This window comes from Neoehrlichia mikurensis (assembly GCF_019186785.1).
GTDB classification, from domain to species: Bacteria; Pseudomonadota; Alphaproteobacteria; order Rickettsiales; family Anaplasmataceae; genus Neoehrlichia; species Neoehrlichia mikurensis.
In genome coordinates this window covers 742,498-756,087 of sequence record NZ_CP066557.1, presented here as the reverse complement: position 1 = coordinate 756,087, position 13,590 = coordinate 742,498, and the positions used below count along the sequence as shown (strand labels likewise).

Annotated in this window: 13 protein-coding genes; 6 read left to right on the top strand and 7 right to left on the bottom strand. The window is 28.9% G+C overall.

Annotated features, from left to right (window positions below; genetic code table 11):
- Positions 1-258: 258 nt before the first annotated feature.
- The 6 genes from glyA to HL033_RS03000 all read right to left on the bottom strand — a co-directional run bounded on the left by glyA (position 259) and on the right by HL033_RS03000 (position 6,364).
- Positions 259-1,533 carry a serine hydroxymethyltransferase gene (gene glyA, locus HL033_RS03025; RefSeq protein WP_218193831.1) on the bottom strand — a complete coding sequence of 425 codons (1,275 nt, stop codon included), beginning with the start codon at positions 1,531-1,533 and terminating at the stop codon, positions 259-261.
- 127 nt (positions 1,534-1,660) lie between these two features.
- Positions 1,661-2,236: a 50S ribosomal protein L9 gene (gene rplI / locus HL033_RS03020; protein ID WP_218193830.1), complete on the bottom strand. Its 576-nt coding sequence runs from the start codon at positions 2,234-2,236 to the stop codon at positions 1,661-1,663.
- Between the two features lie 70 nt (positions 2,237-2,306).
- Positions 2,307-2,597 carry a 30S ribosomal protein S18 gene (gene rpsR / locus HL033_RS03015; RefSeq protein WP_218193829.1) on the bottom strand — a complete coding sequence of 97 codons (291 nt, stop codon included), beginning with the start codon at positions 2,595-2,597 and terminating at the stop codon, positions 2,307-2,309.
- A 1-nt stretch (position 2,598) separates the two neighbouring features.
- The gene (rpsF, locus tag HL033_RS03010; protein ID WP_218193828.1) at positions 2,599-2,931 is read right to left on the bottom strand and encodes a 30S ribosomal protein S6; all 333 of its coding nucleotides are present in this window, start codon (positions 2,929-2,931) and stop codon (positions 2,599-2,601) included.
- A 229-nt stretch (positions 2,932-3,160) separates the two neighbouring features.
- A complete protein-coding gene (locus tag HL033_RS03005) occupies positions 3,161-3,748 on the bottom strand; it encodes a CvpA family protein (RefSeq protein ID WP_218193827.1) in 588 nt (195 codons plus the stop codon).
- A 15-nt stretch (positions 3,749-3,763) separates the two neighbouring features.
- On the bottom strand, positions 3,764-6,364 hold the full coding sequence (locus HL033_RS03000; protein WP_218193826.1) for a TRAP transporter fused permease subunit: 2,601 nt from the start codon (positions 6,362-6,364) through the stop codon (positions 3,764-3,766).
- A 259-nt stretch (positions 6,365-6,623) separates the two neighbouring features.
- On the opposite strand from HL033_RS03000, the gene radA reads away from it, so the two are divergent.
- A complete protein-coding gene (radA, locus tag HL033_RS02995; RefSeq protein WP_218193825.1) occupies positions 6,624-7,967 on the top strand; it encodes a DNA repair protein RadA in 1,344 nt (447 codons plus the stop codon).
- Positions 7,964-8,461 (top strand): DsbE family thiol:disulfide interchange protein, encoded by a 498-nt coding sequence (locus HL033_RS02990; protein ID WP_218193824.1) that lies wholly within the window; start codon positions 7,964-7,966, stop codon positions 8,459-8,461. The genes radA and HL033_RS02990 overlap by 4 nt, the downstream gene beginning before the upstream one ends.
- Positions 8,462-8,642: 181 nt before the next feature.
- Here HL033_RS02990 and HL033_RS02985 read toward each other — a convergent pair whose 3' ends face one another.
- On the bottom strand, positions 8,643-9,152 hold the full coding sequence (locus tag HL033_RS02985; RefSeq protein WP_255323782.1) for a P44/Msp2 family outer membrane protein: 510 nt from the start codon (positions 9,150-9,152) through the stop codon (positions 8,643-8,645).
- Between HL033_RS02985 and HL033_RS02980 the strand changes: the two genes are divergently transcribed.
- From HL033_RS02980 to ligA, 4 genes are all read left to right on the top strand, one after another.
- Complete coding sequence (locus HL033_RS02980; protein WP_218194508.1) at positions 9,126-9,812, top strand: P44/Msp2 family outer membrane protein; 687 nt, start codon at positions 9,126-9,128, stop codon at positions 9,810-9,812. The two genes, HL033_RS02985 and HL033_RS02980, sit on opposite strands and share 27 nt — an antisense overlap.
- Positions 9,813-10,213: 401 nt before the next feature.
- Positions 10,214-10,435, top strand: a complete 222-nt coding sequence (locus tag HL033_RS02975) for a BolA/IbaG family iron-sulfur metabolism protein (RefSeq protein WP_218193823.1) — start codon at positions 10,214-10,216, stop codon at positions 10,433-10,435.
- A 16-nt stretch (positions 10,436-10,451) separates the two neighbouring features.
- Positions 10,452-10,790 carry a Grx4 family monothiol glutaredoxin gene (gene grxD / locus HL033_RS02970; RefSeq protein WP_218193822.1) on the top strand — a complete coding sequence of 113 codons (339 nt, stop codon included), beginning with the start codon at positions 10,452-10,454 and terminating at the stop codon, positions 10,788-10,790.
- Entirely contained in the window at positions 10,784-12,784 is a 2,001-nt protein-coding gene (ligA, locus tag HL033_RS02965) for an NAD-dependent DNA ligase LigA (protein WP_218193821.1), read from the top strand. Before grxD ends, ligA begins: the two co-directional genes overlap by 7 nt.
- The last annotated feature ends 806 nt before the right edge of the window (positions 12,785-13,590 follow it).

The window sequence follows — 13,590 nt, the reverse complement described above, 5'->3', positions numbered from 1 at the left end:
AACATAAATACACATTAAAAATATATCAATATCAACTACACAGCTAAAATATAGCTTTATAAGAAATTAAAATTAGCACCTAACATACTTATAGAAATTATGCACATACAGCTTAATTATTATTTAATACCATATTCCTTTTAAATAAAAAACCACTCTTACAGCAAAAAAAATTAAACTTATCTTTTTGACAATATATTTTTTAGAGACAATCTAAACCTTTAGAAAGTAACAAGCTATTTAAAAATTTATCAAAAGCTATGCTTCAAAAGAAAAATCCTTCAATCTACAACATAATTTAGCAACTTCACTTTTTACGTTTGATTCAATAACAGAAATGTTGTCCAAATCTTCAGAAAGCCCATTTAATATTTTACTTATTAAATGACCTATTGTTTCAAAATCCGTAATACCTAACCCCCTAGAAGTTTCAGCAGCACTACCCAATCTCAATCCTGATGTTATGGAAGGTTTTGCAGTATCAAATGGAACAACATTTTTATTACAAACAATTCCAGATCTTTCTAATGACAGTACTGCATCTTTACCTGTAATATTTTTTGATCTTAAATCTAAAACCATTAAATGGCTATCCGTACCACCTGTCACAACATGAAACCCATTACTTTGCAATGTATTAGCTAATACTTTAGCATTATCAATAACCTGCTTCCCATAAAGCTTAAATTCTGGCCTTAATGCCTCACCAAACGCTACAGCTTTTGCTGCAATTACATGCACTAACGGACCACCTTGCATCCCAGGAAATACAGAAGATTGAATTTTTTTATGAATATCTTCATAATTAGTCATAATAACTCCTCCGCGAGGCCCTCGCAGTGTTTTATGTGTAGTCGATACAACAACATGCGCATCATTAATAGGAGAAGGATATACCCCTGCAGCAATCAACCCTGCATAATGAGAAACATCTGCTAAAAAATAAGCTCCTACTTTATCAGCTATTGCACGAAATGCTTTAAAATCTATACGACGTGGATATGAAGATGCCCCTGCAATAATCAAAGAAGGCTTGGAAGCAACAGCAAGCTCTTCAATTTTATCCATATCTATTAAGCCAGTATCACAATCAACATCATATTGTACAGATTTAAACCACTTACCAGATACACTTACAGCAGACCCATGAGTTAAATGTCCACCACACCCAAGCGACATCCCTAATACAGTGTCCCCTGGCTTTAATAATGCCATAAATACTTCTTGATTTGCTTGAGAACCAGAATGAGGTTGTACATTTGCAAACTTACAACCAAACAACTCACATAATCTCGAAATTGCTAAATTTTCTACCAAATCCGCATATTGACAACCACAATAATACCTTTTACCAGGATAGCCTTCTGCATACTTATTTGTAAATATTGATCCTTGAGCCTGCAAAACTGCTTTACTGACAAAATTTTCCGATGCTATAAGTTGTAAAGATGTTTTTTGACGTTGCAACTCTTGTATTATACAATTAAAAACCTCACTATCACAATTCTTAAGATCACTATCAACAATATCCATACCTACCCCAAATACATTAACTACAACAAGAAGTCCTTTTGCTTACATAAAATATGTATATAATGACCCTTTTATTTTATATTAAATAAATACAGTCCACATACTATGATTAAGTTACATTATTAATTTACATATTTGCATTATCTATATCACTACTAACTTCAGTAGCTACACTCATACTATTCTTCTCTATAATAGATTCCTCTTGAACTTTTACTATATTATCCGCATACAATTTTTTAACTTCCTCAACCGCTGATTCATCTTTAACTACATGTAACTTTATAGGAACTACTAGATCAGCATGAAGCTCTATATTAATAATATAATCACCTAAATGTTTTATAACCCCACTAAAGAATATATCTTTTGAACTTAAATCATACCCTTGATCACAAAGCAAATTAGCAACATCCTTCAAAGTTACCGAGCCAAAAAGCTTACCATCATCTGATGCCTGCTTAATAATAATCAAGTATTTACCATCCAACAATGATTTTATTGCTTGAGCCTTTGCTAATTTTTCACGATTTTCTTCTTCTATTATTAAACATCTCTGTTTTAATGCCTCTAAATTCTCCTTAGTTGCCCTTACTGCTCTTTTTTGAGTTAATAAATATCTAGCATACCCAGGTTTTACCTTTACTACCTCACCTGCTTTTCCTAAATTCCTAACACTCTCTTTTAAAATAACTGATAACATTACAACATAATCCTATTAAAATAAAAACAAACAGTTATATCAATAATCCTACATATCAACAATAAACTAATTAGCAATAAGGCAATAATGCTAAAAACCTAGCTCTTTTCACAGCTAAAGCCAGTAATCTTTGCTTTCTAGATGACACCGAAGTAATCCTACTTGGTAGAATCCTACCATACTCTGATATAAATTTAGTAAGTAGTAACTTATTTTTATAATCTATCTCATCATTTGAACACTGCGCCAAAGGACAAGATTTAGATCTTTTAAAATAAGGTCTTTTTAAATAAGCTAATGAAGAATACACCGAAGACCCTGTTCCCGTACTAGTACTATTTTTTTTGTTTTTCTGCAGCATATCAATCTTTCCCTAAATTCACCATCCAAGAATTACCTTTTGGTATTTTATTAACTCTTAAACATAAAAACCTTATTACATCCTCATTTAATCTAATTTTACGCTTAAATTCGTTAATAACATCAAAATTATTGACGCTAATATACATCATACAATAATGACCCTTATTAGCTTTTTCAATACTATAAGCAAAATCTAGCAAACCCCAATATTCATACTTAATAAGCTCAGCACCAACTTTTATCAACAAAGTTGATAATCCTTTTATCAATCCTTCTAATTCATACTGTGTTAAGCTTTGCTGTGCTATAAAAGTAAACTCATATAAAAGCACATGCTCTCCTTCATAAAGTTAACTACGCAATTATATATAATATAAGATTATTATCAAGATAATTATTTACTTAATATTTTAGTATTATATAATCTAACAACTTCTATTTTTCATGACTTAATCATATCATAGCCCAAAAATTCCGTAATAATAATTTGCTTATCATATAAAAAGCATTTCAATTTATAATATAATTCATCGAAATCTTATATAATAGAAACAAATAATATCACTTATTAATGACACTATTTTTTTTATCATTTTTGCTATAACGTTTACTCAATATTTCATGTGTAATAACTTTTATTTTATCATAAGTAAATTCTGGCACTACTTCACTTACATAGTCATTGATAACATAAAAAATATTATAATAATAAGACTCTGAAAACCATGCAGGAAGAACAATCTCCTCATTATCCTCATCAGAAGAATATAAAAAGGTATAACAACAAGTTTCTATTATAAAATATAAACAACAAGAAAATACCATACCTTTAATAATACCAACTAATAATCCTGCAACTCTATCCAATACATTATATCTTATTGGCAATAGTAAATACATTAAAAAACTATTTAGAATTATCACACAAACTGTAATTGAAATAAAAACCGTTACAGTAGACAATGCATTTACTATAATTTCAGAATTAATTCTTTTACTATAAATATCAAAAAAATAATCATGGTAATTAGCTGTCAATAGTATAGATGCTACAATACCACATATACCAAATACCTCTTTGATAAACCCTCTAAAAAAACCCACAAACATACATAACAATAGTATTATAATAACCGCTATATCCAACACAACATAGCCTCATACTTATTTACTAATAGTCTTATGACGCAACTGTACAAATATCAATACAATTAACACTATGAAAGAAATAAAATACACATACATCTTTAAATTCTTTTGTATTGATAATTTTAATTTAACAATAGAGTCCTTCACCTCTATATCTGATTGATCAACATAGCTCCAACTTGCGATATTTTTAACATCTAATTTAACAACTCCAGATGATAAACTTTTTACAACAACATCAATCCCCACTTTTTTCTTTATCATATCAATTAATGTTCCTTGGAATCCGTGAACCAATGGAATTACAATATCTTTCTGAATAATTTCACCATTATCATCTTGATGCTCAACAGTCATTAACAAAGAACTATCACTCTTGACAGTAATTATATTATCAACCTCAGATAATGACACATCCATATACTTAGGCACAAAAAACCCTATAATATGTCCTGGTATTATTAAAATAATACCAACAGCTATTAAAATTATAGATTCATATAACTTACTTTTTACAAAAAAGTATCCCTGCATGCCCGCAGAAATACTCATAATGCTCACTAAAGCAACTAATATACTTAAAGCTGCACTCCATACATTATCAATATCATATAAAATAATATCACTATTAAACACAAATAAGAACGGCACTATCATGGTTCTAATATTATATAAAAATGACTGCACACTTGTTTTAAATGCATTACCCTTTGCTATAGCTGCTGCAGCATAAGAAGCTATTCCAACAGGAGGTGTAACATCAGCCATTAATCCAAAATAAAAAACAAATAAATGCAATGCAACAAGTGGTATAGATAATCCATTTTTATGAACAACCGCATTCAAAATAGGAACCATTAAAGTAGATACTATAATATAACATCCTGTAGTAGGCATACCCATACCTAGAATTATACATATAGCAGCTGTCATTAATAATGTAATAAATACACTTCCATTTGCTAAATGATCAATAAAAACACCTATAGATAATCCAAACCCAGTCAAAGCAACCGTCCCAACAATAAGACCAGCCGTACCTGTAGCTACAGCTATAGTTAGCATACTTTTAGCACCTAAAACCATAGCCTCATACACTTTTTTTATACTATTCCACAAAACATAGAAAATTTGTGAAAAATTTCTCCGAAATACCGCATTAATTGTATCATGAGTCATCAACATAAAAATCAAAAATAAATTTGTCCAAAAACATGATAATGAAGATGACAATTTTTCACCAATCAAACACCACACTAAAATAAAAACAGGAATAAAATAGTGTAACCCTTGTTTTAAAATTTCCCATACATCAGATGATTCTAATGCATCATGATTTTCTCCTGAATCCTTTTTAAATTGACACAATAAAATTGCAATATATAAGCACACTAAAACAAATGATATAAAATAAATACTATCATCAAGAAATATAGCTTTTATCCCTGGAATATAAAAACTACCTAAATGAATACCTTCAATAACAAGATATATAAATCCTACTAATATAAATAAGCAGCATATAAATATTAAAAACTTCAAGACAATAAAATAAATAGAACGTGCTTCTGTTAGATCAATGACAGGACGCATATTCAACTTACAAGCTTCAAGATGCACTATATATAATAATGTTACATATATCATAATAGCAGGAACAAAAGCATATTTAACTATATCAGCATATGGAATTGATAAAAATTCTGACATTAAAAATGCAGCTGCTCCCATAACTGGAGGCATAATCTGTCCATTGACTCCAGCTGATACCTCTATTGCTGCAGCTTTTTCAGCACTAAGACCCATCTTTTTCATTAAAGGAATAGTAAATGATCCTATGGTAATAGTATTAGCTATTGATGAACCTGACATCATCCCCATAAAACCTGAGGCCACTACCGCTGCTTTTGCTGGGCCACCAACAAATCTTTGAAGTAGAATAAACGATAATCTAATAAAAAAATTACCAGCTCCTGCCTTATCCAATAAAGCTCCAAATAACACATATAAAAAAACAAAATTAGAAGACACTCCTAAAGCTACACCAAAAACTCCTTCTGCAGATAACCATTCATGAGAAGCAATCGCAGCAAGACTATTACCCTTATGAGCAATAAGGTCAGGCATATATTGCCCAAAAATAGAATATACAAGAAATAATAATGCAACAACAACTATAGGCATTCCTATAGACCTTCTTGCACCTTCCAATAAAAATAATATTCCACAACAAGAAATCACTATATCTAAGTTATTAGGCATTGCTATTCTTAATGATAATTCATCATACATTACCACAAGATACATTGTTGATATAACTGATAAGCACGCAAAAACACAACTTAAAAAAGTGATATTATTTCTAGAACCTTTAGTAAAGGTAGGAAAGAGTAAAAAAAGTAACAAGAATGCAAAAGATAAATGTATGACCTTAGACTTAAAATCTGTTAGAATCACCCAATTCAAACTATCATTTGTAGCTAATATGGAAGGCAAAGGTGAAGCTATAAATAATTGAAATATTGACCATAAAAATGCTAGAATTCCTATAATATTACCAGTCAATTTACACGTATCATTACTTGAATTTACAAAATTTTTATCACCTAATTCCATATTTATTCATTAATATCAAACATTTAAGTACTATTAATAACATTACATATAATATACGTCAATAAAATATCACTACTGTCCTTTTTACTATCATAAAATTTCACATAGATCTGGTTTATCAGCTCCATTATTATTATTATAATATTATTTGAGTACATAATGCTTATAACTTATCTAGTAAATTAAAAATACATAATATTTTACTTTTAGAAAACTGTTTTATATGATTTAAAATTACGGCATAGCAGCGTATTTAAAAATGTCAAAAATATCCTATATTTGCACAGTGTGTGGTAGCAACTTTCACAGATGGACTGGTAAATGTAATGTATGTGGTACATGGGACAGTATTGTAGGTGAATCATTGCAAAAAGTACAAATAGAAAATAGTGCTGTAGCACTTTCTGCATCTGATAATAAAATAAGTTCACAAAATATATATAGCACAAAAATAGACGAGCTGGATAGAGTGTTTGGTGGAGGCATAATATCAGGAAGTAATATATTAATTGGAGGAGAACCAGGAATAGGAAAATCTACTTTAATGCTACAAATTGCATCAATTTTAGCAAAAAAATCATATAGTTGTCTTTACGCTTCAGGTGAGGAATCAATTGATCAAATTCAATCAAGAGCAAATCGTTTATGTATTTTCGAATCAAAAATAAAAATTCTCTCAACATCATCATTAAATAATATCATAAATATAGTAAAAAAGGACAATGAATTTAAATTTCTAATTATAGATTCAATACAAACCATATACGATGAAAGAATTTCCTCATCTCCAGGTACAATAGCACAAGTACGTATGTGTACACACGAATTAATTACATTTACCAAACAAAATAACATAACATTATTTATACTAGGACAAATAACAAAAGATGGACAAATAGCTGGACCTAAAACTCTAGAGCATATGGTAGACACTGTTTTATATTTTGAAGGAGATAATAGTAATCAATACCGTATTTTACGTACAATAAAAAACAGATTTGGTCCTACAAATGAGATAGGAGTATTTGAAATGTTAAAACATGGACTAATACCCATAAGCAATCCATCATCATTATTCTTAGGACACAAATCTCATAATCATAGTATTATTGGAAGTGCTGTTTTTGCTGGAATTGAAGGATCTAGACCAATATTAATAGAATTCCAATCTCTTATTTCTCATACCTATATGGCTGCCCCCAGAAGAGCAGTAGTTGGATGTGATATCAATCGTCTTTCTATGATAATAGCAGTTCTCAATGCTAAATGTAATATTTTCCTAGGAGATAAAGAGGTATATCTTAACATTGCTGGAGGATTAAAAATATATGAACCAGCATCAGATTTAGCTATAGCAGCATCATTAATTTCAAGTTTTACTAATATTCCTATTCCACCTTTAACAATAATGTGTGGAGAAATTTCCTTATCAGGAGAGATAAGAAATATATATAATATTGACTTAAGACTAAAAGAAGCTTATAAGCTTGGATTTAAGCAAGCTATTATACCATGTAATAGCAAGTGCACGTTTGCTAATATTACAATAATAGAAATAGATAATATTAAGAAATTGAAAAAATTTTTAACTAAAAGTTTATGAAAGCTATATGTATTATATTACTAATTATATTTTTATTATTAGTTACAACTTTCTTATATGCAATATATAATAAAAATCTTAATAATCCGTCATACGATCTCACTTTACCATATCTTCTACAAGAAGATAAGCAATTTACTACCAGTAATCTCAAAGGCAGCCCATATATAATTCACATATTTGCATCATGGTGCATAACATGCAAAGAAGAACACAAAGTATGGCTAGAGATTGCACAAAAAAATATAGTTGATATTTATGGGATAAGCTATCTTGATATTAAAAACAATGTTATAGCCTGGTTACAAGAAAATGGCAATCCATATAAAATCGTTGCAGCTGACTATAGTGGTAAAACTGGTAGTGCATTTGGAGTAACAGGAGTACCAGAAACTTTTGTTTTTGACAAATATGGAAAAGTTATCCTACATATATCTGGTAATATAACTTTAGAAATATGGGAAAACCAAATACTTAACTTATTAAAAAAATAAATTACAAAAATTATATTAGCACCATAACTTTAACCCACAAATAAAAAAGCTACAATTTTATCAATTTTATCAATTTCTGATTTTTGCAATTAGGATATTAGAAATCTAACTACTAATTAATGGAAAACTTGCTACTAGAATTACTAACCCAAGTAAAAAGAAAATTCTTACCATTCTAATCCTAATCAAATAAACCTGCAGCACGGTTATCATAATTAAAATCAAAACTAGCTTCAGCCACATGATCATCGGTAAATTTATTATTATTAGCATCACCATTATTACCAAATTTAATAGGTTTATGAATAACAGGGGTAATAAAAGTATTATCATGAGTAGCATGATAATAAGCATCAGCGAATATAGCTACGGAGTTAGATAAGAAGTAATTAACACCAGCTTTAGCTTGATAAGAGAATTTAACATGAGGCATATTAAGAGCTTTAACTAAACTAGCACCTACACCAGCACATAAGTAAGGAGAAATTTCACCATTTCCAAGAGCATCGGAAGTAAAATCATAACATAAATTAATCATAGTAGCAGCAGCTGAAATATTAGAGTTCTTTATAACATAGTAATATTTATTATGGTTCTTATTCTCATCCGCCGGCTCAGCAGCTATCTCATCATTGTTACCTTTTAATTTAGCAGCAGCAGCGAAATATTTATAAGCATTTTTAAGGGTAATTTTAAAGGATTTTATAAACCTACTTATAATAATAGTTTTGCTGGTTTTAGTGGACTTATTGGTTATTCTACTCCTAATGGTGTTAGACTTGAATTGGAAGGATCTTTTGAAAATTTTGAATTGAAAAACTCTAATAAATGTACCCTTAAAAATGCTTATAAATACTTCGCTGCTGCTGCTAAATTAAAAGATGCCAATGATGAGATAGCTGCTGAGCCGGCGGATCAGAATAATAACCATAATAAATATTACTATGTTATAAAGAACTCTAATATTTCAGCTGCTGCTACTATGATTAATTTGTGTTATGATTTTACTTCCGATGCTCTTGGAAATGGTGAAATTTCTCCTTACTTATGTGCTGGTGTAGGTGCTAGTTTAGTTAAAGCTCTTAATATGCCTCATGTTAAATTCTCTTATCAAGCTAAAGCTGGTGTTAATTACTTCTTATCTAACTCCGTAGCTATATTCGCTGATGCTTATTATCATGCTACTCATGATAATACTTTTATTACCCCTGTTATTCATAAACCTATTAAATTTGGTAATAATGCTGCTCAAGCTAATAATAATAAATTTACCGATGATCATGTGGCTGAAGCTAGTTTTGATTTTAATTATTTCGGGGGTGAGCTTGGTATTAAATTTATACTTAATTAATTTATGAATATAAGATCTTTTAATATATATGTAGGTCTCACATTCAAAAAAATTTACGCTTTAAAGGCTTATAATGTTTAAAAAATAATATGATATTTAATTATTATAAAATTATGAAAATATGATTTGTTATAGGATTTTTTTAAGTTTAGCGTTATTTAAATCATAAACAAAACCAGTAATTTAATATGATAATACATCATTAACTAAAATAATATTCAAAGTAATATATTTAAAATACTTGATTTATGCATAATAAATTTTTATTTTTAGTAAGTGATAAAATTACCATAGTATACCTTGATATTAGTATTTATTTATAGTTAAGGTAAAAAATATAAAGCATTTACCTTAATATAAAAACGTGTTATAAATACCATGTTTAATTAATCTTATGATGTATGGCTATAACACGTTTAGAATTAGAAACATTAATTAAAAATGCATTTCCTAACGCTCAAGTTAGTGTTAGTAGTTTAGCTAATGATAATGATCATTATTCAATAACAGTTTTATCAGAAGACTTTAAAAATAAAAGTAAAATAGCACAACATAGAATGATTTATGAAGTTTTAAATGGAATAGATGTCCATGCTGTACAAATACATACAGGATGGAAGTAAAGAATTAGGAGTGCTTATGCAAAATAGTAATATAATAAGTAAAATACAACATGATATAGAAAATAATGATATAGTACTTTACATGAAAGGTACTAGCGAATTTCCGCAATGTGGCTTTTCTGGTTTAGTTGTCAGTATATTACAAAAAATGAATCTTACGTTTAAAAGCATAAACGTATTGGAAGATCCAGAATTACGTACAGCAATCAAACAGTTTACAAAGTGGCCAACAATTCCACAATTATACATAAAAGGTGAGTTTATAGGGGGATGTGACATAGTACGTGAAATGTATCAAAGTGGTGAGTTGCAGGAACTAATTAAGTCAAAGGGTATTACATTGGTACAATGCTAAAGCAAAAAAAGCTAGAACTTGAAAAATTAAACAAACAGCTTGCATATCATGATAAGCTATATCATGGATATGATAATCCAGAAATTACAGATGCTCAGTATGATATGTTATATAAGTCTAAAAAAGAATTATTAGAACAATTTCCAGAATTAGAAAAATATGATAACTATAAAAATGCTATAGGATCCCTGGTCAACACAAAATTTTATAAAGTAGAACATCTAGCTCCTATGTTGTCACTTGAAAATGCTTTTTCTAAAACTGACATAGAAAAATTTATTTCAAGAACTAAACGCTTCTTACATATGAACAATGATGAACTACTAACAATAATATGCGAACTAAAAATTGATGGATTATCGTTCTCAATGTTATACAAAGATGGAGTCTTAACACAAGCATCAACACGTGGTAATGGGTATTTTGGGGAAGATATCACACAAAATATTAAAACAATCAAGGATATTCCTCATATTATAAAAAATGCACCACATCTGTTAGAAGTACGAGGAGAAATATACATGGATCGTCATAATTTCAAACAGATTAATAAAACATGTAATTTCGCAAACCCACGTAATGCTGCAGCGGGATCTGTCCGTCAGTTAAACCATGAAATAACAAAATCACGCAATCTTAAGTACTTTGTATACTCAATAGTTAATCACAATATTAATACACAAGAAGAACTCCTTCATCAACTAGATAATTGGGGATTTTGTGTTAACAAAAACTCATATACAACAAGTAATATTGAAGAGGCTTTAAATTTTTACGAAAAAATTTATAATAATCGTCATAATATTAGCTATGATATCGATGGGGTTATATATAAAATTAATAATATAAGCCTACAAAAAAAACTTGGAATAACTAATAAATACCCTCGCTGGGCAATAGCACACAAGTTCCCATCAACAGAAGCAAAAACACAATTAAAAAATATTTCTATACAAGTAGGTAGAACGGGTGTTATTACCCCCATTGCAGAATTAGAACCTATTAACATAGGCGGAGTAATAATATCAAGGGCAAATTTACACAATCAAGATGAAATAATTCGTAAAGACATACGTATAGGTGACTATGTTACCGTTAAAAGAGCTGGTGATGTTATACCACAAATTGTTGACGTTGATAAAAGCTTACGAAGTAAAAAATCACATAAATTTATCTTTCCCTCACATTGCCCATCTTGTGGGTGTAAGCTACACAAAGATCAACAAGCAGTTGCTTTACGCTGTACTGGAGAACTAACTTGTAAAAATCAAATATTAGAAAAAATGAAACATTTTGTTTCTAGAGATGCACTCAATATAATTGGCATTGGTAAAAAGCAGTTAGAGTTTTTTTATGAACAATCATTAATTACCAGTATTGATGATATTTTTTCTCTAGAAGAAAAACTTAATAATATGGAATTAGAAAATACTCATGGATGGGGAAAAAAATCTATAGCTAATCTACTGCAAGCAATACGTCATAGTAAAAATGTAAGTTTAGAAAATTTTATTTTTGCGCTAGGAATAAGATTTATTGGTAAAAATACTGCTAAAGCACTAGCTCAACATTATATTTCATATGAAAATTGGTATGCTTCAATGCTACTATTAAAGGACAATATCAATATCAGCGGTATAGGCAAAAAAAGTATTGAATCTCTAAGAGTTTTCTTTTCTGAACAGCAAAATATTAATATTCTAAGTAAGATTGTGCAAAAATTAAATATAATCAATGCTAAAAATAAAGAGCACTCTACAAATACCTCAAACATTACTGGTAAAATAATAGTATTTACTGGTACATTTTCAAATATGTCAAGAACTGAAGCAAAATTTCAAGCAGAACAGCTAGGTGCTAAAGTACAGTCATCATTGTCTACAAAAACAAATCTATTAGTTGTAGGAAGTAATCCAGGATCAAAATATCAAAAAGCAAAAAAGCTACACATACAAATTATTGATGAAGATGCTTGGCTTACAATGATAAGATAACAGCTATACAAAACAGATTTTACTGTAAAACTTATACAATACTAAAGGCTTACTAATTAGGTTCATCGTCCTTCTAAATCACTGAAGTAAATTACTTTTAAATATAGAACCCCTGTTGGATTATATAATCCTAAACATCATTATAAAATATATAATTGTTTGAATGCATATAATACTATATAACTGTATTACATAAAAAGTTCTTACAATAATTATTGTATTGATAAATACTTTATATATTAAGATAGTACTATAATTTCGAAAATTTTTATAATATTAGTAAGCTCATCATATAACTTTGACAACATTACAGCATATATACTCAAAAAGTAGTAATAACAAAAAGGAAATAAGCTTATTTAATATAAATTGTATAAAGCTGATGAAAATATTACTTCCATATTTGCATATGCTGCGGTTATTATATTTTGTGTATAAATCTATCAATTCTTAGCTCCATATGATTGCATAGTACTAGTTACGTTAAAAAACTTCTTGCCCTTTAATAAAATTTTTTTCCACATTAGTTTAGAGAAACCATTTTTAGTGCAAAAACATAATTTCATAATGTACTTTATTATAAAATTCTAGCTTCCCAAAAGTATATATGACCCTTAAGTATTATACTTTTTTGCTTTTAACAATTTTTTCACTCTAATTCATAAAATATTTTCAATACAAAAGTATAGTCCCATAATGTACTTTATGGAACTTTATACTTACAAAATCTACAGTACTTTTACAACTTTTCCGTACTTGCTAGTACTAAACATTCTCTTAATAACTTTTTAAAGGTTGTTAAATAG